Origin of the sequence: Microbacterium sp. NPDC077644, from assembly GCF_040702785.1 — a bacterium.
Taxonomy (GTDB): domain Bacteria; phylum Actinomycetota; class Actinomycetes; order Actinomycetales; family Microbacteriaceae; genus Microbacterium.
This window is the reverse complement of sequence record NZ_JBFBME010000003.1, coordinates 250,287-274,124: the sequence shown is the minus strand read 5'-3', so window position 1 is coordinate 274,124 and position 23,838 is coordinate 250,287. Positions and strand designations below refer to the sequence as shown.

Annotated in this window: 30 protein-coding genes and 1 tRNA gene; 17 read left to right on the top strand and 14 right to left on the bottom strand. The window is 69.1% G+C overall.

The features are described 5' to 3' along the window. Positions 1-9: 9 nt before the first annotated feature. Positions 10-1,116 (bottom strand): sn-glycerol-3-phosphate ABC transporter ATP-binding protein UgpC, encoded by a 1,107-nt coding sequence (gene ugpC, locus AB0269_RS13450; RefSeq protein ID WP_366211764.1) that lies wholly within the window; start codon positions 1,114-1,116, stop codon positions 10-12. A gap of 233 nt (positions 1,117-1,349) precedes the next feature. Here ugpC and AB0269_RS13445 point away from each other — a divergent pair, with 233 nt between their 5' ends. The 3 genes from AB0269_RS13445 (at position 1,350) to AB0269_RS13435 (ending at position 2,638) form a co-directional block, all read left to right on the top strand. After that, positions 1,350-2,306, top strand: coding sequence for a thioredoxin domain-containing protein (locus tag AB0269_RS13445; RefSeq protein WP_366211763.1), 957 nt, complete (start codon positions 1,350-1,352; stop codon positions 2,304-2,306). Positions 2,307-2,348: 42 nt separating this feature from the next. Beyond that, a tRNA-Thr gene (locus tag AB0269_RS13440) sits at positions 2,349-2,424 on the top strand. Between the two features lie 73 nt (positions 2,425-2,497). Continuing rightward, a complete protein-coding gene (locus AB0269_RS13435) occupies positions 2,498-2,638 on the top strand; it encodes a hypothetical protein (RefSeq protein WP_366211762.1) in 141 nt (46 codons plus the stop codon). Positions 2,639-2,647: 9 nt separating this feature from the next. On the opposite strand, the gene AB0269_RS13430 is transcribed toward AB0269_RS13435, so the two are convergent. Further along, a complete protein-coding gene (locus AB0269_RS13430) occupies positions 2,648-2,953 on the bottom strand; it encodes a hypothetical protein (protein ID WP_366211761.1) in 306 nt (101 codons plus the stop codon). A gap of 55 nt (positions 2,954-3,008) precedes the next feature. On the opposite strand from AB0269_RS13430, the gene AB0269_RS13425 reads away from it, so the two are divergent. Continuing rightward, entirely contained in the window at positions 3,009-3,749 is a 741-nt protein-coding gene (locus AB0269_RS13425) for a tyrosine-protein phosphatase (protein ID WP_366211760.1), read from the top strand. Here AB0269_RS13425 and AB0269_RS13420 read toward each other — a convergent pair. Further along, on the bottom strand, positions 3,718-4,356 hold the full coding sequence (locus AB0269_RS13420; RefSeq protein WP_366211759.1) for an SOS response-associated peptidase family protein: 639 nt from the start codon (positions 4,354-4,356) through the stop codon (positions 3,718-3,720). The two genes, AB0269_RS13425 and AB0269_RS13420, sit on opposite strands and share 32 nt — an antisense overlap. A 92-nt stretch (positions 4,357-4,448) precedes the next feature. On the opposite strand from AB0269_RS13420, the gene AB0269_RS13415 reads away from it, so the two are divergent. Further along, complete coding sequence (locus AB0269_RS13415; RefSeq protein WP_366211860.1) at positions 4,449-5,363, top strand: DMT family transporter; 915 nt, start codon at positions 4,449-4,451, stop codon at positions 5,361-5,363. A 3-nt stretch (positions 5,364-5,366) separates the two neighbouring features. Here AB0269_RS13415 and AB0269_RS13410 read toward each other — a convergent pair whose 3' ends face one another. Then, positions 5,367-5,933 (bottom strand): nitroreductase family protein, encoded by a 567-nt coding sequence (locus AB0269_RS13410; RefSeq protein WP_366211758.1) that lies wholly within the window; start codon positions 5,931-5,933, stop codon positions 5,367-5,369. After that, a complete protein-coding gene (gene msrB, locus AB0269_RS13405) occupies positions 5,930-6,340 on the bottom strand; it encodes a peptide-methionine (R)-S-oxide reductase MsrB (RefSeq protein WP_366211757.1) in 411 nt (136 codons plus the stop codon). The genes AB0269_RS13410 and msrB overlap by 4 nt, the downstream gene beginning before the upstream one ends. An 88-nt stretch (positions 6,341-6,428) precedes the next feature. Between msrB and AB0269_RS13400 the strand changes: the two genes are divergently transcribed. The 4 genes from AB0269_RS13400 to groL all read left to right on the top strand — a co-directional run bounded on the left by AB0269_RS13400 (position 6,429) and on the right by groL (position 10,006). Further along, positions 6,429-7,421 carry a DUF2332 domain-containing protein gene (locus tag AB0269_RS13400; protein ID WP_366211756.1) on the top strand — a complete coding sequence of 331 codons (993 nt, stop codon included), beginning with the start codon at positions 6,429-6,431 and terminating at the stop codon, positions 7,419-7,421. Positions 7,422-7,430: 9 nt separating this feature from the next. After that, positions 7,431-7,688 (top strand): DUF3263 domain-containing protein, encoded by a 258-nt coding sequence (locus AB0269_RS13395; RefSeq protein WP_366211755.1) that lies wholly within the window; start codon positions 7,431-7,433, stop codon positions 7,686-7,688. 93 nt (positions 7,689-7,781) lie between these two features. Next, on the top strand, positions 7,782-8,273 hold the full coding sequence (locus AB0269_RS13390; RefSeq protein WP_366211754.1) for a LytR C-terminal domain-containing protein: 492 nt from the start codon (positions 7,782-7,784) through the stop codon (positions 8,271-8,273). 113 nt (positions 8,274-8,386) lie between these two features. After that, a complete protein-coding gene (gene groL / locus AB0269_RS13385) occupies positions 8,387-10,006 on the top strand; it encodes a chaperonin GroEL (protein ID WP_366211753.1) in 1,620 nt (539 codons plus the stop codon). A 65-nt stretch (positions 10,007-10,071) separates the two neighbouring features. Here the strand turns inward: groL and AB0269_RS13380 are convergent, their stop codons facing one another. From AB0269_RS13380 to AB0269_RS13365, 4 genes are all read right to left on the bottom strand, one after another. Continuing rightward, a complete protein-coding gene (locus tag AB0269_RS13380; protein WP_175985419.1) occupies positions 10,072-10,362 on the bottom strand; it encodes a WXG100 family type VII secretion target in 291 nt (96 codons plus the stop codon). Positions 10,363-10,474: 112 nt separating this feature from the next. Further along, positions 10,475-12,178 carry a HAMP domain-containing sensor histidine kinase gene (locus AB0269_RS13375; protein ID WP_366211752.1) on the bottom strand — a complete coding sequence of 568 codons (1,704 nt, stop codon included), beginning with the start codon at positions 12,176-12,178 and terminating at the stop codon, positions 10,475-10,477. 18 nt (positions 12,179-12,196) lie between these two features. Beyond that, positions 12,197-12,883: a response regulator transcription factor gene (locus AB0269_RS13370; RefSeq protein ID WP_366211751.1), complete on the bottom strand. Its 687-nt coding sequence runs from the start codon at positions 12,881-12,883 to the stop codon at positions 12,197-12,199. Between the two features lie 18 nt (positions 12,884-12,901). Next, complete coding sequence (locus AB0269_RS13365) at positions 12,902-13,474, bottom strand: TetR family transcriptional regulator (RefSeq protein ID WP_366211750.1); 573 nt, start codon at positions 13,472-13,474, stop codon at positions 12,902-12,904. A gap of 67 nt (positions 13,475-13,541) precedes the next feature. Here AB0269_RS13365 and AB0269_RS13360 point away from each other — a divergent pair, with 67 nt between their 5' ends. Then, complete coding sequence (locus AB0269_RS13360) at positions 13,542-13,955, top strand: hypothetical protein (protein ID WP_366211749.1); 414 nt, start codon at positions 13,542-13,544, stop codon at positions 13,953-13,955. Here AB0269_RS13360 and AB0269_RS13355 read toward each other — a convergent pair whose 3' ends face one another. The 3 genes from AB0269_RS13355 to AB0269_RS13345 are packed head-to-tail and all read right to left on the bottom strand — an operon-like array spanning position 13,956 to position 17,644. Next, on the bottom strand, positions 13,956-15,599 hold the full coding sequence (locus AB0269_RS13355) for a DNA repair helicase XPB (RefSeq protein ID WP_366211748.1): 1,644 nt from the start codon (positions 15,597-15,599) through the stop codon (positions 13,956-13,958). A gap of 55 nt (positions 15,600-15,654) precedes the next feature. Beyond that, complete coding sequence (locus AB0269_RS13350; RefSeq protein ID WP_366211747.1) at positions 15,655-17,367, bottom strand: helicase-associated domain-containing protein; 1,713 nt, start codon at positions 17,365-17,367, stop codon at positions 15,655-15,657. Between the two features lies 1 nt (position 17,368). Continuing rightward, on the bottom strand, positions 17,369-17,644 hold the full coding sequence (locus AB0269_RS13345) for a multidrug ABC transporter ATPase (protein WP_366211746.1): 276 nt from the start codon (positions 17,642-17,644) through the stop codon (positions 17,369-17,371). A gap of 96 nt (positions 17,645-17,740) precedes the next feature. Between AB0269_RS13345 and AB0269_RS13340 the strand changes: the two genes are divergently transcribed. Next, positions 17,741-18,121 (top strand): cold-shock protein, encoded by a 381-nt coding sequence (locus AB0269_RS13340; protein ID WP_175985426.1) that lies wholly within the window; start codon positions 17,741-17,743, stop codon positions 18,119-18,121. Continuing rightward, positions 18,105-18,725 (top strand): DUF3027 domain-containing protein, encoded by a 621-nt coding sequence (locus AB0269_RS13335; RefSeq protein WP_366211745.1) that lies wholly within the window; start codon positions 18,105-18,107, stop codon positions 18,723-18,725. Before AB0269_RS13340 ends, AB0269_RS13335 begins: the two co-directional genes overlap by 17 nt. Positions 18,726-18,735: 10 nt before the next feature. Here AB0269_RS13335 and serC read toward each other — a convergent pair whose 3' ends face one another. Next, positions 18,736-19,848, bottom strand: coding sequence for a phosphoserine transaminase (gene serC / locus AB0269_RS13330; RefSeq protein WP_366211744.1), 1,113 nt, complete (start codon positions 19,846-19,848; stop codon positions 18,736-18,738). Between the two features lie 101 nt (positions 19,849-19,949). On the opposite strand from serC, the gene AB0269_RS13325 reads away from it, so the two are divergent. The 3 genes from AB0269_RS13325 (at position 19,950) to AB0269_RS13315 (ending at position 22,527) form a co-directional block, all read left to right on the top strand. Further along, on the top strand, positions 19,950-20,651 hold the full coding sequence (locus AB0269_RS13325) for a metal-dependent transcriptional regulator (protein ID WP_366211743.1): 702 nt from the start codon (positions 19,950-19,952) through the stop codon (positions 20,649-20,651). A 226-nt stretch (positions 20,652-20,877) separates the two neighbouring features. Beyond that, entirely contained in the window at positions 20,878-21,702 is an 825-nt protein-coding gene (locus AB0269_RS13320) for a M23 family metallopeptidase (RefSeq protein WP_366211742.1), read from the top strand. A gap of 327 nt (positions 21,703-22,029) precedes the next feature. Beyond that, a complete protein-coding gene (locus AB0269_RS13315; RefSeq protein WP_366211741.1) occupies positions 22,030-22,527 on the top strand; it encodes an HNH endonuclease in 498 nt (165 codons plus the stop codon). Between the two features lie 11 nt (positions 22,528-22,538). Here AB0269_RS13315 and AB0269_RS13310 read toward each other — a convergent pair whose 3' ends face one another. Continuing rightward, positions 22,539-22,841 carry a hypothetical protein gene (locus AB0269_RS13310; RefSeq protein ID WP_366211740.1) on the bottom strand — a complete coding sequence of 101 codons (303 nt, stop codon included), beginning with the start codon at positions 22,839-22,841 and terminating at the stop codon, positions 22,539-22,541. Positions 22,842-23,028: 187 nt separating this feature from the next. Here AB0269_RS13310 and AB0269_RS13305 point away from each other — a divergent pair, with 187 nt between their 5' ends. Beyond that, positions 23,029-23,550 (top strand): hypothetical protein, encoded by a 522-nt coding sequence (locus tag AB0269_RS13305; RefSeq protein WP_366211739.1) that lies wholly within the window; start codon positions 23,029-23,031, stop codon positions 23,548-23,550. A gap of 12 nt (positions 23,551-23,562) precedes the next feature. After that, positions 23,563-23,835 carry a Rho termination factor N-terminal domain-containing protein gene (locus tag AB0269_RS13300; RefSeq protein WP_175985431.1) on the top strand — a complete coding sequence of 91 codons (273 nt, stop codon included), beginning with the start codon at positions 23,563-23,565 and terminating at the stop codon, positions 23,833-23,835. Positions 23,836-23,838: the final 3 nt, after the last annotated feature.

Here is a 23,838-nt window from a genome sequence, read left to right as displayed (position 1 = left end):
GTGACGAGGTTACGAGGCCGAGACGACCGGCTTGTCGTTCAGGCGGTCACCCGACTCGAGGTCGAAGGCGTGCACGTGGCCGGGGTTGGCGGCCAGCGTGACGGTCTCGCCCGCGTTCGGGTGGTTGCGGCCGTCGACGCGCGCGACGATGTCGGTGCGCTTGCCGTTGATGTCGGTGTGCCCGTACAGGTAGCCGTCCGCGCCGAGCTCCTCGACGAGGTCGACCGTCACCGACAGGCCCTTGCCGTCTGCGGGACCGACCGTGATGTCCTCGGGGCGGACGCCGACCGTGACCTGCGAGCCCGTGGCGCGGCCGACGGTGTCGCGGTCGAGCGGGACGACCTCGGTGCCGAACTGCACGCCGCCGTCGGCGAGGTCGGCGGCGAACAGGTTCATGGCGGGCGAGCCGATGAAGCCGGCGACGAAGACGTTGTTCGGCTTCTCGTACAGGTCGCGCGGGCTGCCGACCTGCTGGAGCAGGCCGTCCTTGAGCACGGCGATGCGGTCGCCCATGGTCAGAGCCTCGGTCTGGTCGTGCGTCACGTAGACCGTGGTGACGCCGAGTCGACGCTGCAGCGAGGCGATCTGGGTGCGGGTCTGCACGCGCAGCTTGGCGTCGAGGTTCGACAGCGGCTCGTCCATGAGGAACACCTGCGGCTGGCGGACGATGGCGCGGCCCATCGCGACGCGCTGACGCTGACCGCCCGAGAGCGCCTTGGGCTTGCGGGTCAGGTACTGCTCGAGGTCGAGGAGCTTGGCAGCCTCGAGGACGCGCGCTGCGCGCTCCTCCTTGCCGACGCCGGCGATCTTGAGCGCGAAGCCCATGTTCTCGGCGACCGTCATGTGCGGGTAGAGCGCGTAGTTCTGGAAGACCATCGCGATGTCGCGGTCCTTCGGCGGGACGTCCGTGACGTCGCGGTCGCCGATGAGGATGCGGCCCTCGTTGACCTCTTCGAGGCCGGCGAGCATGCGCAGGGAGGTGGACTTGCCGCAGCCGGAGGGGCCGACCAGGACGAGGAACTCGCCGTCTCCGACTTCGAGGTTGAGCTTGTCGACGGCCGGGCGGGTTCCGCCCGGGTAGAGCCGAGTGGCGTTGTCGAAAGTCACCGATGCCATGATGTTTCTCCTTCACCGGCAGGTACGTGCCGGACGATCCGTTGTGATGGAAGCGGTGGAGAGACCCCACCGTGGCCCGTCGTCGGGCCGGTTTCAGTATGGCACGAAGCGCCCCGTCTGGGTATTTCCCAGGCTGGCTGGATACCATCGAAGACGGTCCGGAACACACACGCAGGCCGTGTGTCCGACGGACGCCGGGGAACCCGTCCCCGTCCAGATCTTCAAGAGGAACGATGTCGAGCGACGAAACGCCGAACGTCCCCACCCCTCGCACATCCCGTGAGGCGGTCCGGGAGAAGGCCCAGCAGGTGCACGCCAAGCAGTCGCGTGCCCGCATCATGCGACGCATCATCATCGGTGCCGTCGCGATCGTGGCCGTCGGCGCCATCGGCACCGCCGTCACGATGGCGATCACCTCGAGCGTCTCGAAGCCCGTGCTGAACCCGAAGGGCCTCGACGGTGACGGAATCGTCGTCGGCAGCGTCAGCGACATGTCGGCGGAGACCGTCCCGACCACTCCCGCGCCGGAGGAGAGTGGTGCGGGTGAGGAGACGTCGGAGCCGACGCCGACGGCGACGCCCACCACGGCGCCCGTCGACGTGCACATCTACGTCGACTACCTCTCGCCGGGCGCGGGAGACTTCGAGCTCGCGAACACCCGGCAGCTCGCCGGATGGATCAACGAGGGCGCCGTCACGGTGACGTACCACCCGGTGGCGATGCTCACCGCCAGCTCCAACGGCACGAAGTACTCGCTTCGCGCGGCTGCTGCCGCAGCCTGCCTCGCGACGCATTCGCCCGACAAGTTCTACGCGTTCAACCACGAGCTCCTCGTGGATCAGCCCGAGGTCGACAGCCCCGGCCGCACCGACGTCGAGCTCGCCGACCTGGCGGTCGCGGTCGGCGTCGACAGCCCCAAGGTCGTGCGCGCCTGCATCGAGGATCAGGACTACATCACCTGGGCGAAGGACGCGACCTCGCGTGCACTCGAGGGTCCGCTGGACGGATCCGAGGACCTCGTCCTCACCAGCGCGCCGATGATCGTCGTGAACGGCGAGGCCTATGTCGGGTCGCTCAAGGACCCGGCCGAGTTCTCGCAGTTCGTGCTCACCGTCGCCAGCGAGACCGAGCCGACGCCCGAGCCGACGACGACGTCGTCGCCCACGCCCACCGAGACCCCTGCGTCGTAGTTACCGACTCGTGCGCCCGGCTCGCTAAGCTGGACGCCGTTCGCCGACTTAGCTCAGCTGGTAGAGCACCTGTCTTGTAAACAGGCGGTCGCGGGTTCGAATCCCGCAGTCGGCTCCATGATGCCCTCGCTCTGGTGACTCCAAGGGCGGTATGCGATCCTGGGTCCTCAGCACGATGGACGGAGACGACCATGAGCAATGCCGCATTCCCTGAAGGCGCTCTCCCACAGGATGATCCCAACCCCGAGGGCGAGGACGTGGATCCCGACTTCGCGGTCGATGAGGACGTACCGGAATCCAGCGAGTCCGATGAGGACGTCGCCGAGATCTGAGGTTCCGCTCTAGCGCTGGCTGTTCGGCCTGCGCCCACGGCGCGGGCGATCGTGCCAGGCTGCGATGGCCTCCGGCGTCAGGTCGTCGCGATCCCAGAGGTATCCCGAGACGTTCCCGATCGGGTCGATGAACGCGTCGCTCGCGGTCGAGGCCTCACCAGCATCCCGGCGCCGCATCGTCTGTCGCAGCGACACCGGTGTCACGCCCAGAAGCTCGGCCACTTCGTCGATGGTCGCGTAACGCGCGGCGAAGCGCGGTTCGGCCGTCGCGTCGCGCAGTGCGCGGGGACGCGGCCGGTCGTCGTCGGACCCCATGAGCTCTCCCGATCTGTGCAGTCAGACCACGATAGCCGACCACTAGCATGGCGCCATGGGCGATGCCGTCACCCGTCTCGACGTGCCAGGGACGTACAACTTCCGCGAGGCTGCGCCCGGGGCGCTGGCATCCGGCGTCCTCTACCGCTCGGATGCGCTGCACCGGCTCGATCGCACCGGGCGACGACGCATCCGCGAGCTCGGCATCAGGACCGTGCTCGATCTGCGATCGAGCATCGACCGCCGTGTCGGCGGTCGGGATCGTCTGCGCGGCACGGGCGCCGTCCGGGTCGGCATCCCGATCGACGGGACACCGCGGCGGATCGACCTCGACACGATCAGCCTGTCCGGCGTCTATCGGACGATCCTCTCCGGCCATCGGCCTGCTCTGGGGCGCATCGTCCGCGAGATCGCGGCGTCGGACGGCGCCGTCGTCGTGCACTGCACCGCGGGCAAGGATCGCACGGGTCTGGTCGTCGCACTCGTGCTGGAGGCGATCGGCATCGACCGCGCGGTGACGCTTGCCGACTACGCCGCGACGGCGGCGAACCTCGAGGGGGAGTGGACAGAGCGGATGCTGCGCAAGGCGCGCACGTTCCGGGTGCGGATCACCGATGAGGTCGTCGCGGTGCTCACCGGGTCGCCGCCCGAGGTCCTCGCCGACGCACTCGACTGGATCGATGACGAGTACGGCGGCGTTCCCGCGTATCTGGCCGGCGCCGGCGTCGACGACGCCGTACTCACCGCGCTGAGGGACAAGCTCCTCAGCGATCGTCCGTCCGCGGCGCAGCGCTGACCCTGCCGGCGACGTCGGCCGACGCGATCAGCGCCTCGTCGATGAGCTCGCGGCTGGGGGCGCCGGTGAGCCAGTCCGTGCTCATGGCCGGCGGGATGAGCATCGGCATCCGGTCGTGGATCTCGACGAGGTGATCGGGCGCCGGAGCCATGACGATCGAATAGCAGGTGACCCATTCGCCGTCCGGGGTCCGCCCGCGCTGCGTGACTGCGGCCATGCCGAACAGGGCGCCCTCGTCCAGGCGGAACTCGTGCCAGACCCGTTCGGGCTTGCGCATCTCGAACCACCCGGTCGTGGGTACGATCGCGCGGCCGCGCATCTTGCCCGGCTGATCCTGCAGCCGCTCGGAGCGGGTGTTGATCGAGGGGAACTTCGACGGCTGGCCGCCCACGAGGAAGCCCCACCATGCCGTCTCGAGCGCGGCGGGCTGGTCGCCCGCCGGCACGATGAGCGGGTTGAGGTTGCGCAGATTCCTCCCCGTCGGACGCAGCGTTTCGCCGTCGTTCGTCTGCGCCCACGAGCGCAGACCCTCGAGGACGTCGGCGTCGGCCTCGGCGAGGAGCTCGGCGTCGGTGAAGCGTGGATCCAGTCCATAGCTCGCGCACATGCCCGTCAGCGTACCCGCCGCCGCGGACATCGGCGCCGCGCGGCCTCGGGTACTGTGCTGAGGTGACCCCGACCCGCCGACTGCGCGCCCCGATCGCACTGGGAGGGGCCGTCGCGATCGGGGTGATGACCGCGATCCAGGCGCGCGTCAACGGCGTCCTCGGCGTGCGCATCGACGACGGCATCGTCGCGGGACTCGTCTCGTTCACGGCGGGGCTGATCATCCTCGTCGCCGTCACGGTCGCCGTTCCGTCGTCGCGAGCCGGCGCCGCACGCCTGTGGAACGGTCTGCGCACCCGTCACGTGCCGATCTGGATGCTGTGCGGCGGGGCGTGCGGCGCACTCACCGTCTCTACGCAGGGACTCACTGCCGGCATTCTCGGCGTCTCGCTCTTCACCGTCGGCGTCGTCGCGGGGCAGACCGTGAACGGACTGATCCTCGATCGCCTCGGCGTCGGCCCCGCAGGCGTCGTCGCCGTCACACCGGGCCGAGTGCTGGGCGGGCTGTTCGCTCTCGCAGCGGTCGGCATCTCGCTCAGCGGCGATGCTCTCGCACGCGCGCCCTGGTGGCTGCTCGTGCTCCCGTTCGCGGCCGGCGTCGGGATCGCCTGGCAGTCGGCGGCGAACGGTCGGCTCGCGCAGCGGGTGGCATCGCCGATGACGGCGACGCTGATGAGCTTCGTGGGCGGCACCGTCGTCCTGGCGATCGCCGCTGCGCTCAGCGTCGCGTTCAACGGGATGCCGCAGGCCCTGCCCGCCGAGCCGTGGCTCTACCTCGGCGGGGTGCTGGGCTTCGCCTACATCCTTCTCGGAGCGACGATCGTCGCGCACACCGGTGTGCTTCTGCTCGGCCTGGGCTCCGTGCTCGGGCAGCTCGTCACGTCGGTGATCATCGACCTGCTGTGGCCGGCATCCGCGGGACCCGCGCTGTGGCAGCTCCTCGCCATGATCGGCGTCGCGGTCGCCTCCGTGATCGCAGCCCTGCCGTGGCGGCGGCGCCGCCGCTGAGCGCTAGTCCTTCGCGGTGTCCGACTTCTTCGACTTCTTCGAGGGCATCCGCGTCAGGAACGACTCGGCGTCGATCGTCTTGCGCCGACTGGGCTTGGAGCGCTCCGGTTTGCCGCCGACGTAGAGCCAGCCGAGCAGCTCCTCGTTCTTCTCGAGGCCGTGCGCCTTCGCGACCGCGCGGGTGCGCGTGTAGTGCCCGGTGCGCCACAGCACGCCCCAGCCCGCTTCGTCGAGCAGCAGGCTGAGCGTGTGCGCGACGCCCGAGGCGACGGCCTCCTGCTCCCAGTGCGGAACCTTGGAGCTCTTGCGGAAGCTCACCACCACGGCGATCAGCAGCGGCGCGCGCAGGGGTTTCGTCGACGCGCGCGAGCGCTCGGCCTTGCCGATCGCCTTGCCGAGCCGGAGGCGGTCATCGCCGCGCAGCTCGATCAGCCGCCACGGCCGCAGCGACGAGTGATCTGCGACCCGTCCCGCCGCTGAGATCAGTCGGACGAGCTCCTCGTGCGACGGCGCATCGCCTGTGACCTTCGACCAGGACTGCCTGGAGAGCGCCGAATCGAAAGCGCTCAAGCCTCGGGAGCCTCGGGGCTGAAGTTCAGGGCCAGGGAGTTCATGCAGTACCGGTCGCCGGTGGGCGTGCCGAACCCGTCGGGGAAGACATGGCCGAGGTGCGAGCCGCAGTTCGCGCAGCGGACCTCGGTGCGCTGCATCCCCAGGGTGTTGTCCTCGAGCAGCTGTACCGCGTCGGGCCGGATCGACTCGTAGAAGCTCGGCCAGCCGCATCCGGAGTCGAACTTCGTGCCGCTCTTGAACAGCTCGGCGCCGCACGCGCCGCAGGTGTACAGCCCGGCTCGCGACTCGTCCAGGAGCTCGCCCGTCCAGGCGCGCTCGGTGGCGGCTTCGCGCAGAACCGCGTACTGCTCGTCGCCGAGCTCTTCGCGCCATTCGGCGTCGGTCTTCTTCACGCTGTAGTCCATACGTCCTCCTGAGTCGCTTCCATTGTCCCCCGTCCACGCGGCACCGGGGCCATCATGACGAGAGGTGACGACGGCGGAGAATGGAACCATGACGGATGCTGTTCGCGAACGCTACGAGCGCTTCGCGCGCGACGAGGCGCCGGGCCGGTCGGACCTCTACGCGGAATGGGCGCGGGGCGCGGCATCCGATCCCGAAGTGCGGGCGATCCTCGCGCGGATCCCCGAGAACAGACGCCAGCCGCCCCTCGTCTTCGCCGTCACCCGGATGCTGGGCGCACCGCTCGACGGATACCCGGTCTGGCGCGACTTCGTGCGCGCGAACGCGGATGCCGTCGTCACGGAGTGCGCGGCGCGCAGCGTGCAGACCAACGAGCCGCTGCGGCTCGCCCCGCTGCTGCCGGTGCTCTCGGAGATCGACGGCCCCATCGCGCTGCTCGAGCTCGGAGCGTCGGCGGGCCTGTGCCTGTACCCCGACCGCTACTCGTACCGCTTCGTCGACGAGCACGGACTGCTTCGTGCCAGTCTCGACCCGTCGGACGGCGTCTCGTCAGTCGTGCTCACCAGCGAGGTCCGCGGTGCCGTGATCCCTGCCCTGCGGATGCCCGAGGTCGTGTGGCGCGCAGGCATCGACCTCGCACCCCTCGACGCCGGGGATTCGCGCGATCGCGCTTGGTTGCAGGGTCTCGTCTGGCCCGGGGAGACCGGGCGCGAGGAGCGGATCGCCGCGGCGCTCGACGTCGTCGCATCCGATCCTCCGTCGATCGTGAGAGGTGATGCATCCCAGGTCGCAGCGGTGGCGGCATCCGCTCCGCCGGACGCGACACTCGTGATCACCACCCCCGGCGTGCTCGCGCACATTCCCCGTGCGCAGAGGCTGGCGCTCATCGACCGGGTGCGCAGCCTGCCTGCCCGCTGGATCACGATCGATGCGCCCGTGCTGCACGACGCGTGGAACCCGCCCGTGGACCCCTCGAGCTGGCCGGGCTTCGTCGTCGCGCTCGACGGAGACGTGCGCGCCGGGGCGGATCCGCTCGGCGGATGGTGGGAGTGGCGCGCCGACGCAGAGCCGTCGCCCGCCTAACCTGGACCCATGCTCGGAGACCTCACCGATCGCGATCGCGCGATCCTCGCCCTGGAGGCGGCCTGGCCGCGCCACGGGGGAAGCAAGGAGGAGGCGATCCGCAGCACGCTCGGCATGAGCCCGGCACGCTACTACCAGCTGCTCGGCCGGCTCATCGACACCGAGCAGGCGCTCGAGCACGACCCGCTCCTGGTCAGGCGGCTGCGCCGCTTGCGCGAGCATCGTGCCGATCAGCGCGTTGCGCGGATGCGCGGTTTCGCCGGGTAACATCATCGGGTGCCCCAGCCCGTGAGAGACCGCTTCGACGACATTTCCCGAACGTCAGGACGTGTCGGGGCGCACCGCGCCGAGGCGCCGGGCATGAACGGCTGGATCGTGCTGCTGTGGTCGGTCGTCGCAGCGCTCGTCCTCATCGTCGCCGGCATCTTCGTCGCTCTCGTGATGATGGGGCGGATCACGCTGTTCCCCGTCGCCGAGGATTCCGTGGCGCCGCTCCCGGAGGAGACCGGGGTGGTCGACACGACGTACTCCATCCTCATCCTCAACGCCACCGCCGAGGAGGGCCTCGAAGAGCAGGTGCGCGAGACGCTCATCAACGAGCAGTGGCCGGACGAGCTCATCAGCTACGGCCCCGCAGGGCAGCAGGACTTCGCCGAGACCACCGTGTACTACGTCGGCGACGACGAGCGCGAGGCGGCGCTGGGCCTGGCCGACCTCATCGGGGGAGCCCTGGTCGACCAGAGCGACATCTACGCCGATCCCGACGACCCGGAGCAGAAGCAGCTCGTCGTCGTGATCGGCCTGGACCGCGCGAGCGCCCAGCCGGAATCCACCCAGACGCCTGCTGAATAGACGCCGCCCTCACGGCTTGCACTCGATGGGGTCGAGTGCCAGAATGGGCGTTAGCACTCTCTTCCTCTGAGTGCTAAACCGAACGCCTACGTCCAGGAGGGACGACAAAACTCATGGCAAAGATCATCGCTTTCGATGAGGAGGCCCGCCGCGGCCTCGAGCGTGGCCTGAACATCCTCGCCGACGCTGTCAAGGTGACCCTCGGCCCGCGCGGTCGCAACGTCGTGCTCGAGAAGAAGTGGGGCGCCCCCACGATCACGAACGACGGTGTGTCGATCGCCAAGGAGATCGAGCTGGACGACCCGTACGAGAAGATCGGCGCGGAGCTCGTCAAGGAGGTCGCCAAGAAGACCGACGACGTCGCCGGTGACGGAACCACCACCGCGACCGTCCTCGCCCAGGCGCTCGTGCGCGAGGGCCTGCGCAACGTCGCCGCCGGCGCCGACCCGATCTCGCTCAAGCGCGGCATCGAGAAGGCTGTCGCCGCGATCACCGAGGAGCTGCTCTCCAGCGCCAAGGAGATCGAGTCCAAGGAGCAGATCGCCGCCACCGCGTCGATCTCGGCCGCTGACAGCGAGATCGGCGAGCTGATCGCCGAGGCCATCGACAAGGTCGGCAAGGAGGGCGTCGTCACCGTCGAGGAGTCGCAGACCTTCGGCACCGAGCTCGAGCTCACCGAGGGCATGCGCTTCGACAAGGGCTACCTGAACCCGTACTTCGTCACGGACCCGGACCGCCAGGAGGCCGTGTTCGAGGAGCCCTACATCCTCATCGCGAACTCCAAGATCTCGAACATCAAGGACCTCCTCCCGGTCGTCGACAAGGTGATCCAGGACGGCAAGGAGCTCGTCATCATCGCCGAGGACGTCGAGGGCGAGGCTCTCGCGACGCTCGTGCTGAACAAGATCCGCGGCATCTTCAAGTCGGCAGCCGTCAAGGCTCCCGGCTTCGGCGACCGCCGCAAGGCTCAGCTGCAGGACATCGCGATCCTCACCGGTGGTCAGGTCATCACCGAAGAGGTCGGCCTCAAGCTCGAGAACACCACGCTCGACCTGCTCGGACGTGCGCGCAAGGTCATCATCACCAAGGACGAGACGACCATCGTCGAGGGCGCCGGTGAGACCGACCAGATCGAGGGTCGCGTGACCCAGATCCGTCGCGAGATCGAGAACACCGACAGCGACTACGACCGCGAGAAGCTCCAGGAGCGCCTGGCGAAGCTCGCCGGTGGCGTGGCCGTCATCAAGGCCGGGGCTGCGACCGAGGTCGAGCTCAAGGAGCGCAAGCACCGCATCGAGGACGCCGTCCGCAACGCGAAGGCAGCAGTCGAAGAGGGCATCGTCGCCGGTGGTGGCGTCGCGCTCATCCAGTCCGGCACGAAGGCGCTCGACGCCCTCGAGTTGTCGGGCGACGAGGCGACCGGCGCGAACATCGTCCGCGTCGCCATCTCGGCTCCGCTGAAGCAGATCGCGATGAACGCCGGTCTCGAGCCCGGTGTCGTCGCCAACAAGGTCGCCGAGCTGCCGACCGGTGAGGGCCTCAACGCCGCCTCCGGCGAGTACGTCGACATGTTCGGCGCCGGCATCATCGACCCGGCCAAGGTGACCCGCTCTGCTCTGCAGAACGCGGCATCCATCGCCGGTCTCTTCCTCACCACGGAGGCCGTCGTCGCCGACAAGCCCGAGAAGGCCGCGGCTCCGGCCGGCGACCCCACGGGTGGTATGGACTTCTGATAAGCCCAGTCCGTACAGAAGCGCCCCGGCCGTCAGGCCGGGGCGCTTCTGCGTTCCGTCGGGGGTCAGTGCCGGAACAGGCTCGCGGAGTACTGATCGGCGTCGGAGTACTGCGTCGCCGCGGACCCGAGCGCTGTGCCGATCGAATCGAGGACCTGCTCGACGTGCAGCTGGGCGGCCGCCCATTGGTCGCTGCATCCCTGGAAGGCGGCCGATGCCGCACCGGTCCAGGACGACTGCAGCTGGGTGAGCTGCGCCTTCAGCGCCTGGGACTCGCTGCGCAGACGCTCCATCGTGGCTCGTGTCTGGCCGTGCGCTGCGAAGACCGCCTCGGTGTCGACGGTGAAGACGGACATGAGAACTCCTCTCGTAGGGAGCTCTCACGATAGAAGAGCGGCCGTCCGGCCGTTCTGCGCGAACGCGGCATCCGTGGACGGACGGTCGCGGCGCGGGTATGTGCAGAACGGGTCAGACGTCGCCCGGAGACAGCCGATCCAGGGGCTGGGTGTCCTCGAGCAGATGCTCGGGCGTCGCCTGCGCCGGCGCGAGGGGGAGCGTCACCGTGAACGTGGCCCCGCCGCCGGGCGTCTCATCGACGCGGACGCTTCCCTTCAGGGCCGACATGATCGATGCGACGATCGCCAGCCCGAGCCCCGAGCCGCCGGTCTCCCTCGCCCGGGAGGTGTCTGCGCGCCAGAAGCGCTCGAAGATCTGCTCGCGGATCTGGGGCGGAATGCCCTCGCCGTGGTCGACGATCGCGATGCTGGCCGTGCCGGCGGCGCGGTCGGCGTCGACGACGAGCTCTATCGGCGCATCGTCCGGTGAGAACCGGCGGGCGTTGCCCAGCAGGTTCGCGATCACCTGGCGCACCTTGTTCTCCTCGCCGAGCACGATCGGGGGCGTCGGCACAGGGACGTCCTCCACCTCGGTGAAGTCGATCTGCGGCATCGGCTCTGCGCTGCGCGGGCGCCGCCGCAGACGCGCGAGCGCGCCGGCGCGCGGCTTCGGGGCCGGCGGGTTCAGCTTCGGCAGCGCGGGTCGGGTGCGGGCCGGTGCCGCCGTGCGCGCATCCGCCGTCCTGTCGATGACGGTGATCGTCCTGTTCGGCGCGGCGGCGCGGACGTCGAGGGCGGCGTCCCTGGCGATCGGGCGCAGGTCGAGCGGGTCGAGCTGGAGCTCTGGCTGTTCGTCCAGCCGAGCGAGGTCCAGCAGGTCCTCGACGAGGACGCCCATCCGGATGGCCTCCTTCTCGATGCGCTCCATCGCCCTGGCGGTGTCCTCCTCGCCGCGGATCGCGCCCATCCGGTAGAGCTCAGCGTAGCCGCGGACGCTCACGAGGGGGGTGCGCAGCTCGTGACTCGCATCGCCGATGAACCGGCGCATGTGCCGGACGGTGCGGTCGCGCTGTGCGAGCGAGCGGTCGATGCGCTCGAGCATGGTGTTGATCGCGAAGTTCAGGCGCCCGACCTCCGTGCTCGGCTCGAGGTCCGTGAGCCGCTGACTGAAATCGCCCGAGGCGATGAGCATGGCCGCCGACTCGACCTGTCCGAGTCGGCGGAACGTGAGCGTGACGAGTCCGCGGATGAGGAGCGCGGCGAGCAGGATGGTCACCAGTGCGACGGTGGTGTAGACGCCGAAGTACTGCGCGATGATGGAGTCCGCCTCCGCGAGAGGGAGAGCGACGAACTGCACGTACAGGGTGCCGTCGGCGCCGGGCACCACGGCGACGGCACCGCGGAACTCATGGCCGTCGGCGCTGCGCAGCGGGATCTTCTCGCCGTCCAGCGCATGCGCCTGCTCGAGTGCGAGCGATGCGTAGAAGGCGGGGGCGGCGTCGCCGGTCGCTCCGCCGGCCCTGGCGAGGAACGTGCCGTCGGCCGCGTACACCGTGAAGGTGTAGTCGGCCGATCGAGGCGCGTTCTCGGAGAGCACGAGCTTCTGCTCGCCGTCGACCGTCTCGACGTCGAACCAGCGGCTGACGAGGTCGCTCGCCGCGAGCGACGGCAGCTGGGACTCGATGTTCTGGATGAGCGAACTGCGCAGCAGCGGCACGGTGCCGATTCCGGCGATCACGAGACCCAGTGCGAGCACCGCGACGGTGACACCGGTGACCTTGGCGCGCAGACTGATGCGTCGCCACCAGCTGGTGACCGCGTCAGGGTTGTGCGCCATGCGCGCTCCCTTCGCGGTCTACTTGCCCACCTTGAGCATGTAGCCGAAACCGCGCTTGGTCTGGATGACGGACTCCTCGGTGTGCGGATCGATCTTGCGCCGCAGGTAGGAGATGTAGCTCTCGACGATGCCCGCATCGCCGTTGAAGTCGTACTCCCACACGTGGTCGAGGATCTGCGCCTTCGACAGCACGCGGTTGGGGTTGAGCATCAGGTAGCGCAGCAGCTTGAACTCGGTGGGGCTCAGTTCGATCGGCTCCTTGCCGACGAAGACGTCGTGGGTGTCCTGATCCATCGACAGCTCGCCGGCGCGGATGATCGACTCCTCGTCGGCCTGCATCGTGCGTCGCAGGATCGCCTGCACACGGGCCACGATCTCGTCGAGGGCGAACGGCTTGGTCACGTAGTCGTCGCCGCCGGCGTTGAGGCCTTCGATCTTGTCCTGCGTGTCGTCCTTCGCGGTGAGGAACAGGATGGGGGCGGTGAATCCCGCCCCGCGCAGGCGCTTGGTGACGCTGAACCCATTCATGTCGGGCAGCATGACGTCGAGGATGATGAGGTCGGGCTCCTCCTCGAGGACGGCCGAGATCGTCGCGGCGCCGTTGGCCACCGTCTTGACCTGATAACCGGCGAAGTTCAGACCGGTGGACAGCAGGTCTCGGATGTTCGGCTCGTCGTCGACGACCAGGATGCGTGCATCAGTCATGCCCCCATTATGGTGACTTCAGCCTTGCGGCGGCTGATTGTCTTGCGGAGCGCCCGTATTGTCGTGGACGGCCGTGCGGACCGCGAGAGCGATGGATGCCGCCACCGGGGCGCCAGGGTCGACGGTGAGCCGGTGCAGGAGCAGGCCCTCGCAGGATGCCATGAGGAAGGGAGTCCGCTCTGCCGCGGCCGGCCCGCCGAGGCTGCTCAGGATGCCGCTGGTCCACTCCTCGAAGGCTGCGCGCTGCTCGTGCATCGGCGCTGCGGCATCCGGGTCGGCTTCGAGGAAGAGGGCGTAGCGGGCACGGGTCCGCGTCGCGAGAAGGCCGGACTGCGCCTCGATCATGGCAATGAGCGCCGCGATCAGCTCGTCCTCGGTGCGGATGCGCGGGTTGCCGCCGTCAGCCCGCTCCTGCTCGGCGAGGTGCGCGATCACGCCGGCGACGAGAGCTGCTCTGGTGCGGAAGTGGTTCGAGGTGGATCCGCGGGGGAGGCCTGCCGCGGCATCCACTCGCGCGTGCGTGAGAGCGCGGACGCCGTCGTGGCCGACGACGTCGATCGCCGCGTTCAGGGCACGGGTGCGGGTGCTCATGTCTCGAGCCTAACGCGATTACTACGTTTCTAGTGACAAGGCACTATGAACGTAGTAGAGTGCGCGCATGGACATCGTGCTGCTGGGAGCCTGGGTGATCCAGGTGGGGGTGGGGATCGCGCTCTTCGTAGGCTGGCTCCGACACGCGCACGGCGCAGGCCGCCCCGCCGTGTCGGCGCATGTCTCTCTGATGTTGATCGCGTTCGCGTCGTGGACAGTCTTCGTCGCGACGGATGCCGTCGTGTGGGCGTGGTGCGCCTGGGCGATCCTGACGGTCGGAATCGGGTTCGGCGACTACATGATGGTGCGGCGATATCGGGGGCTCGAGGGCATGACGCGCCCCGGGCTGGGTGACTACGGTCCTGCGATCGGTGCGGTCTTCCGCGGACGGATGCCGGGGAAGGTCGCGTTCCACGCCGTGTTCTCGGCGGTCGTCTACTTCGGCTCTCTCGGCGTGGCGATCGCCGCGTCGATCATGTGATCAGGCCGCGGCCAGCGCGTCCGCATCCAAAATCGTGTAGCTGTAGCCCTGCTCGGCGAGGAAGCGCTGGCGGTTCTGCGCGTAGTCCTGATCGACGGTGTCGCGGGCGATGAGCGTGTAGAAGCTCGCCGTGTGCCCGGACTCCTTCGGGCGCAGCAGGCGACCGAGACGCTGGGCCTCCTCCTGACGGGACCCGAACGAGCCCGAGACCTGGATCGCGACAGACGCCTCGGGAAGGTCGATGGAGAAGTTCGCGACCTTCGACACGACGAGCAGCTCGATCTCGCCCTCGCGGAACTGCCGGTACAGCTCTTCGCGCTCGTCCACCGGGGTGGCCCCGGTGATCTGCGGCGCGTTCAACGCCTCGGAGAGCGTCTCGAGCTGGTCGAGGTACTGGCCGATCACGAGGATGCGCTCGCCGGGGTGCTTCGCGATCAGCTCGCGAACGGCGTCGATCTTGGCCGGAGCGGATGCCGCGAGGCGGTAGCGCTCGTCGTCGGTCGCCGCCGCGTATTCCAGCCGGTCATCGGCGGGCAGGTCGACGCGCACCTCGTAGCAGGCGGCGGGGGAGATGAAGCCCTGCGCCTCGATCTGCTTCCACGGAGCATCGAAGCGCTTGGGGCCGATGAGGCTGAACACGTCGCCCTCGCGGCCGTCCTCGCGCACGAGCGTCGCCGTCAGGCCGATGCGCCTCCGTGCCTGGAGATCGGCGGTGAGCTTGAAGACCGGCGCGGGCAGCAGGTGCACCTCGTCGTAGACGATGAGGCCCCAGTCCATCTCGTCGAGGAGCGACAGATGTGCGTACTGGCCCTTCCGCTTCGCCGTGAGGATCTGGTATGTCGCGATCGTGACCGGCTTGACCTCCTTGGCCTGGCCGGAGTACTCGCCGATCTCCTCGGGAGTGAGGGAGGTGCGCTTGAGCAGTTCATCGCGCCACTGGCGGGCGGAGACGGTGTTGGTCACGAGGATCAGCGTGGTCGTCTTCGTCGCGGCCATCGCGCCGGCGCCGACGATGGTCTTGCCCGCGCCGCAGGGGAGGACCACGACGCCCGAGCCGTCCTTGGCGAACGCGTCGACGGCATCCTGCTGGTAGGGGCGGATCTGCCAGCCGCTCTCGTCGAGCTCGATCTCGTGCGGGGTGCCGGGCGTGTATCCGGCGAGGTCCTCGGCGGGCCAGCCGATCTTCAGCAGCTCCTGCTTGATCTGGCCGCGCGCCCAGGCATCGACCACGAACGTGTCGGCGGAGGGATGGGAGATCAGCAGGGGCTGGATGCGCTTGTTGTTCGCGACCTGGGCGAGGACCGCCGGGTCGGTGGACCGCAGGATCAGGGTGCCCTCGTCGTCGCGCTCGATCACGAGACGCCCGTAGCGGTTCACGGTCTCGCGCAGGTCGACCGACACGGAGGGCGGCACGGGGAACCGCGACCAGCGGTCGAGGACCTCGAGCATGTCTTCGGCCGTGTGCCCGGCGGCACGGGCGTTCCACAGGCCGAGCCGGGTGATCCGGTAGGTGTGGATGTGCTCGGGAGCACGCTCGAGCTCGGCGAAGATCGCCAGTTCGTGGCGGGCCGCCTCGGCGTCGGCATGCGCGACCTCGAGGAGCACGGTGCGATCGCTCTGGACGATCAGGGGGCCATCGGACATAGCTTTCGATTCTACCGTTCTCCGGCCGCCGTGGTCTCTGAGCGCTTCGACAAGCTCAGGAACCACCCGCCGACGGATCGATCACGCGGGCAGAGCGGATGCTCCGCACGGGCAGGGTGCGCTCCACGTCGGCCGCCCGGTCGCGTCCGCGCAGGCGGCCGCCGCCGAGCCCGCTGGCCTCCAGCTGCAGTTCCCGCGCAGTGCCGTCGGGCATCTCGATCTCGACGAGCAGGACGGCCTTGGAGCGCACGGCCGCCTCGAGCTCGCGGTCGAGCCAGGCGGCATCCGCATCAGGGCCCTGGCGCTCGCGGAGCCGGGCGATCAGCGGCAGGTAGTCCGGCGCGGTCGGGGGAGCCTGGTCGGGGGCGGGGTTGCGGTCGACGACGAGGGGGTGTCCGTCGTCGCCGACGATCATCGCGGGGTAACGGGCGTCGGTCAAGGTCCAGTACACGGTGTCCCGGCCGACCCTCGAGGTGAGGCCGTCGGCATCCCTGGCCAGCGCGAGCGGACGGAGCGCCTGGTCGACGCCCATCGCGTCCAGCAGGGTCGCGTCGACGCTCGCGACGCGTGTGCGGCCCGACGCATCCGTGAACACCCGCACCAGGCCGTGGCGCTGATCGGTCTGGGTGACGAGGTACTCCAGCGGCTGGGGGATGCCGGTCAGTGAGATCTCCGCGAGGAAGTCGAGGATCGAGGCGGCGGTCTCGCCGGATGTCAGCGCGTGCGCGACCGAATCCACGGTGAACCGGTACGACGACGCCTGCGCGGCCGACTCGCGCACAGCGACCCGGCGCAGCCGCACGTCGAGGGCGGGCTGCAGCGGCCCCGGCGCGATCGCCGTCAGGTCGTTCTGCAGGAAGATGCGATCCACCTCGGTGGGCAGCATCCGCTGGAGGGATGCCGGGTCCGCCGGCTCCCCTTCGCGCAGGGGAACGGCCCATTCGGGCTCGGAACCGTCATCGGCGGCGAGCCCCAACAGGCGAGCCCGCTCGGCGATCGCCGCGCACTGCTCGGGCCACGCGCTGCTCCAGGGGTACTGGGCAGCCCAGGCCGTGGTGGGGATCCACCCGTCCCCGTCGCGCAGACCTCGGGGGAGCGCAGCGCGGAAAGCCTCGACGAGTCCGGTCCATCGCGCGGATGCGGGCTCCCGCAACCAGGAGTCGGCGGACTCGGTCGCGAGGAGGCGTCGGTCGAGCGCCGCGAGGAGTCTGGCATCCACGGCGATCGCGGCGAGGTCGTCGAGGATCTCCGGTGCCGTTCCCGTCTCGGCGATGCGACGCTTCTCGCCCGACGCGAGTGCCCCGCCGGTCAGGAGGGAAAGCGGCGTCTCGGACGCCAGGAGCACGAGATCGGCGATCGCGGCCACCGTCGTGAACGCGCGCTCCGCGGCGCGCGCGGCCGCGCTCTCATCGGACGGCTCAGGGGCTGGGATCGTGGAGGCCGTAGGATCCTGCTGTGCCGTGACCGCCTCCGTTACGGGCGGGGCAGGCGTTCCGTCGGGGCGCAGCAGCGCCAGGGCGATCAGCGGACCGGCGTCGTCACCGGCGTCCTCGCCGTCCACCGCTCGCCGCAGGGCGACGGCCTCGGTCAGGGGCAGTCGAGGAAGGGCGCGCTCGATCGATGACGGCTCGAGCAGTGCCTCGGCGGCATCGAAGAAGTCCGACCAGGCGACATCGGCCCGCACGCCGCGCGCCTCGAACAGCGCGGCCAGCTGCGCGTCGGGCGCTTGGGCCAGCCACACGGCGAGCGGGCGTGCGTGCGTGCTCATGTCACGAGCGCCTCGCGGCCCGTCCCTTCCGCACGAAGCTCCTCACGAGCAGTGCGATGATCATCACGAACGCGAGCGGGAGTCCCCACAGCGGGATCGCCGCGACGACCGGCCAGATGCCTTCGCTGAACGAGGCCTGGTCCATTCCGGTGGCGCTGCCGATGATGATGGCGAAGAAGCAGATCACCGAGAGCGCGGCCAGCGTCAGCGCCGTGAACGCCAGGATGCGATCGAGTCGGCCCACGGGAGCCTCCGGCCCGGATTTCTGCGTGCTCATCCGTCTCAGCCTAGTCCCTGGAACACCGGTAGGCTGGGGTGTGGCCGCGCATGAGCGCGCCTTCATATCGGCACCATCACCCAGCGAGGTTCTCCCATGCCCACCGGCAAGGTCAGGTTCTACGACGACGAGAAGGGTTTCGGCTTCATCGCCACAGATGACGGCCAGGACGTCTTCCTCCACGCCTCAGCCCTGCCCGCCGGCGCCACCGTCAAGTCGGGCGCCCGCGTGGAGTTCGGCGTCGCCGACGGCAAGCGCGGCCTGCAGGCGCTCTCGGTGCGCGTGCTCGAGGCTCCTGTGAGCCTTTCGAAGGCCAAGCGCAAGCCGGCCGACGACATGGCCATCATCGTCGAGGATCTCGTGAAGCTCCTCGACGGCATCGGCGGCGACCTGCGCCGCGGCCGCTACCCCTCCAGCAGCCACGGTCGGAAGATCGCGGCGGTTCTGCGCAAGGTGGCCGATGACCTCGACGCCTGAGCCCTCTGCCGACGGGTCCTCTGCCGAAGCGGACGACCGCCTGATCGGCGCGCACGACCTCGCGCTCGCGGCTCTGCAGGAGATCACGCCCGCCTCGACGATCGGTCCGGCCGCCGGATACGTCGCCGAGGAGGACGGGTCTGTCTCGCTGCGGTTCGAGAACCGGCTGCCCGGCTACCCGGGGTGGTACTGGACGGTCACGGTCGCCCGTGTCGACGACGCCGAGCCCACTGTGCTCGAGGTCGAGCTGCTCCCCAACGAGGGTGCACTGCTCGCCCCGGAGTGGGTGCCGTGGGCGGAGCGTCTGGCGGAGTACCGGGCGCACCAGGCCGAGCTCGCCGAGCAGGCGGCGGCGGCCGAGGCCGGCGACGCGGATGCCGAAGGCGACGACGCCACGGAGGGCGACGACCTGGACGAGCTCGACGAGGACGAGGACTCCGATGAGCCCGACATCCTGCACGCGGGCGACCTCGACGGTGTCGACATCGACGAACTCGACGAGTCCGGCGTCGACGAGGACGCCGAGTCCGAGGAAGTCGACGACTCCGAGTCGGAGGATGACTCCGACGCGGACGACGCCGACATCGACGACGAAGAGGAGTGAGCGCGCCGGGTCAGGCGCCGCTGTTCTCCAGCACGTAGTCGATCGAGCGGATGAGCTGACGCACGTCGTCCGGTTCGATCGAGACGAACGTCGCGATGCGGAGCTGGTTGCGACCGAGCTTCCGGTACGGCTCGGTGTCGACGATGCCGTTGGCGCGCAGCGTCTTCGCGATGCCTGCGGCGTCGATGCTGTCGTCGAAGTCGATCGTGACGACGACGGGGGAGCGGTGCGCGGGGTCGGTGACGAACGGAGTCGCGACCTCGGAGGCCTCGGCCCAGTCGTACAGCGCCTGCGATGACTCCGCAGTGCGACTGCCCGCCCAGGCGAGTCCGCCGTTGTCGTTGATCCACTGCAGCTGCGAGTCCAGCAGGTGCAGGGTGGTCAGCGCGGGGGTGTTCAGCGTCTGGTTCAGACGCGAGTTGTCGACAGCGTTCTTGAGGCTGAGGAACTCGGGGATGTAGCGGTCGGACGCCGCGATCCGCTCGATCCGCTCGATCGCGGCCGGGGACATCGCCGCGAACCAGAGCCCGCCGTCGGAGCCGAGGTTCTTCTGCGGAGCGAAGTAGTAGACATCGGTCTGCGTGACGTCGAAGTCGATGCCGCCGGCGGCGCTGGTCGCGTCGATCACCGTCAGTGCGCCGTCAGCGGCGACGCGCTCGATCGTGGCTGCGACGCCGGTGGAGGTCTCGTTGTGGGGCCAGGCGTAGACGTCGATGCCCTCGATGATCTCGGCGTGCGCGCGTGAACCGGGCTCGGCGGCGCGGACGTCGGGCGATTCGAGCCACGGGGCCGCAGCGGCCTTGGCGAACTTCCCGCCGAACTCCCCGAAGGTGAGGTTCTGGCTGCGTCGCTCGATGAGGCCGAAGGCGGCGGCATCCCAGAACGCGGTCGAGCCGCCGTTGCCGGTCACGATCTCGTACCCGTCCGGGAGACGGAACAGGGTGCCCAGCTGCTCGCGGACGCTGCCGACGAGGTTCTTCACGGGCGCCTGGCGGTGCGAGGTGCCGAGGATGCTCGCCCCCGCGGTGACGAGGGCCTCGAGCTGCGCCGGGCGCACCTTCGAGGGACCGCAGCCGAATCGGCCGTCGACGGGCAGGAGGTCACGCGGAATCTCGATCGCCATGGCTCGATTCTAGGTGCGCGTGCGGAGTGCCGATCGCCGTGTGACCTCGTCCGACCTCGCGCGGGGAATGTAGGCTTGCCTAAGAAGACCCGGAGGGCCAGATGACGGACTTGATCGACACCACGGAGATGTATCTCCGCACCATCCTCGAACTCGAGGAGGAGAACATCGTTCCGCTGCGCGCTCGCATCTCCGAGCGCCTCGGGCACTCGGGGCCCACCGTCTCGCAGACGGTCGGCCGCATGGAGCGCGACGGCCTCGTCGTCGTGTCCGAGGACCGCACGCTCGAGCTGACGGATGCCGGGCGCCGCAAGGCCGTCGACGTCATGCGCAAGCACCGTCTGGCCGAGCGCCTGCTCTCCGATGTCATCGGTCTGGACTGGGCGTTCGTCCACGATGAGGCCTGCCGCTGGGAGCACGTGATGAGCGAGCAGGTCGAGCGCCGCCTCGTCGAACTGCTCGGCCACCCGACCGAGTCGCCGTACGGCAACCCGATCCCCGGCCTCGACCAGCTCGGCGATGCGCCGGCGCGTCAGTTCGAGGAGGGCGTGATCGGGCTCGTGCAGAAGCTCAACGCCGCTGGAGAGCCCATCGAGGGCACTGTCCGTCGGCTCGCGGAGCCCGCTCAGGTCGACCCCGAACTGCTGCAGCAGCTGCGCGATGCGGGCGTCGTCCCCGGTGCTCGGGGCAACTACCGATACAGCGAGGGCTACGTGCTCATCGAGATGGAGGGGACCGAAGAGGGTCTCGAGCTTCCCGTCGAGCTGGCCTCGCACATCTTCCTCGTGGGCGAGCCCGCCTGACCGCTCTCGGAAGATTGCCAGCCCGGCAGGGTGACACGATCGTTATCTTCCGGTAACCTCGGACGGGTCGTCGGCGAAGAAGCCCGCCGATGACAGCCCCGTGAGGATCGCCTTCCCGGCTCGTCGTCTTCACGGTCACATCGCACGAAGTACCCGAGCTAGTGCCACGAGAGCAGAGTGCCGACGAGCCAGCGCACCCGAGCGCTGAGGCGCAGGAGGACCACCTTTGGCCGAAGACATCGAACCGATCACGACATCTGAACAGAGCCTGAAGCGTCGGCGCACCGTCGCGCCGCGAGAGGCCGCCCGCAAGATGATCGCCCCGATGCGTTCGATCGCGATCTTCGGCGCCGTCGGCGCACTGGTCGCCGCCGTCGCACTCCCCGCATACGCCGCGTCGTCCGGGTCTTCCGACGCCACAGCCACATTGCAGCAGGTCGCGGCAGGCGACGCGCAGTCGCTGGTCGTGGCATCCCAGGCCACGGCATCGCCGCTGGATCGCTCGACCTACTCCGCGACCACTCCCGAGGAGATCGCCGAGAAGAAGGCTGAAGAGGCAGCGAAGGCACGCGCGGCTGCTGCCGCAGAGGCGGCTGCAGCGTCGGCCGGATCCATGCCCGTGGACATCGGAAACTACGCGCTCGTCTCGCCCGGTTCCGGCGAGGTGCGCTATCCGCTGCCCGGAGGCTCCTACTACGTGAGCCGCACGCTCGGCAGCGGCCACGATGGTGCTGACATGGTCGCGTCGGCCGGAACACCCATCTACGCGGCCGCGGGTGGAGTCGTGCGCGTGTCTCAGAGCGGCTACGGCGGCTACGGCGAGGCCATCGTGATCGACCACGTCATCGGCGGCAAGGTTGTCTCCACCCTGTACGGCCACATGATCTACGGGTCGCGAGCGGTCAGCGCCGGCCAGAGGGTCGAGCCGGGTCAGATGATCGGACAGGTCGGCAACACCGGACGCTCCTACGGTGCGCACCTGCACCTCGAGGTTCGTCTGGGCGGCTCGCTGGTCGAGCCGATCTCGTGGCTCGCAGCCAACGCCGGCTGACCCTCCAGATCGCGTTCTTTCAGGGCGACACGCGCCCGAGTGTTCAACGACCGTTTCGTCATCTCTCGGCCTGATGGGCTAGCCTGTTCCCGTCGTCGCACGGACGGGAGAAGCTGATGGAAGGAACTCCGGGCATCCGCACCATGGATGCACTCGGTCGTCACGTCCTTCGGCATTGCCCGCAGGGATGCACCGAGCTTGTCGTGTGCGCGAGGCGTCGTCCATAGGACGGCGTCTTTTTTCGTCTCTGCGTGTCGTCTGTCGCCCTCGCGGCGTCATGGGTTCGAGAGCGCCGGGAAGCCGTCCCGGCGGATCGAGAGGATGACGATGCGCACACTAGTTCTGAACGCGGGCTACGAGCCGCTGGCTGTGGTCTCCTTCAAGCGAGCACTCGTGCTCGTGATGAATCACAAGGCGACCGTGATCGAGCGGGTGGAGGACGATCCCGTCTGGGCGACGGGTGGGCCCTATGACAGACCGGCCGTCATCATCCTGTCCCGATACGTCCGCGTTCCGATGAGTCGGCGTGTGCCGGTCACGAGGCGCGGAGTGCTCCGCCGTGACAATCACCGGTGCGGATACTGCGGCAAGGCGGCATCCACGATCGATCACGTCCTGCCGCGCTCGCGCGGGGGAGCGGACTCGTGGGAGAACCTCGTCGCCTGCTGCCTGCGCTGCAACAACGTGAAGAGTGACCGCACGCCGCAGGAGATGCATTGGGAGCTGCGGTTCACACCTCGCCAGCCGAACGGCAACAGTTGGACGGTCCGCGGAACCGAGCGCAGCGAGCCGTGCTGGGAGCCGTACCTCGCGCTCGCCGCGTGACGCCACGCGCGTCAGTATCGAGGCGGACGGTGAGCGATCCGTGTCGGGCGGTCGGCTCGTGAAGCGCTGCCGCCGGAGACCGCCGCGTCGAGCTCGGCGAGGAGCTCGTCCAGCGTGCGGTAGCGCGATCGGGACGGGCACGGGCTGCGGAGCCACAGCACGTCGTAGGTGCCGATATCCGTGCGGTCGACGTAGGCGATCAGTCGCGAGGCCTCGGCCGCGCCTCGTGCGGGATCGCAGATGCGCCAGGACGTGCGGCTGATCGCTATCACCTCCCACTCGGCGCCGCGATGGGGGAGATCATCGGTGGTCATCGTCACAGGATCTCCTCGGGGGGCTCGGTCGTTCCTCATGATCCTTGCTCCAGGCAGTACGTCGGCCAAGGGGGTTGACAGCGCAGGGTCCGTCCGTCCGGGGCGCACAACTCGTCGTCCGCGTCAACCCCTCGCGGAGGTGGGTCGACTGTGGAAACGTGGGCATTCCGAACGAGGAGGACAGCACATGAACTCTCGCAGCGAGCGTCAGCCCTATCGGCCCACGACCACGCACGCCGGGTGGGGCGAAGGCGACCCCCATCTGACCGTCACTCGAGATGACGAGCGCTTCGTCTTCGCGCTGACGGCCGAGATCGTGCAGATCGGATCGGCGGCTGACAACGAGCTCCGTCTCGATGAGACAGACCCGGTGCACGCCGAGATCGCGCACGATGATCGGGACGAGTACGTGCTCACGATGCATGGCGAAGGCGAGACGAGTGCGCGCACGGATGTCGCGGCCACCGGCACAGACGACGATTCGATGATCCTCCGGACCGGAGCGAGATTCACGGCGGGGCCGTGGACTCTGGTCTTCGGTCGAGCGGAGTCCTCCGATCACGGACGACCCTACGGTGGACGCGTCGGCGGGGAGTTCTCCGACCAGCGCGAACAGCCCTCGCGCCCTGACTACGCGCAGGGCGCTCAGCACGCTTCGGAAGACGACCGTCCTCCGCACGGCGGCGGCGACGAAGTCAAGGACGGATGAGAGGAGAAGCGGATGCCACGCGGAGCGAACTCACGATTGAAGGATCCCGAGCTCTATGAGGAGCTTCGGGATGACGGCGCCTCGAAGGAGAAGGCTGCCCGGATCTCGAATGCGACGGGCGGCACCAAGAAGGGACGCTCGGAGGTCGGCCGGCGCGGGGGCAAGGCCGGTGACTACGAGGACTGGACGGTTGACGAGCTGCGGAAGCGGGCGAAAGAGCTCGGGCTGACCGGCTACTCCGGCAAGCGCAAGGCCGAGTTGATCAGCGCCCTGCGCAATCACTGACCC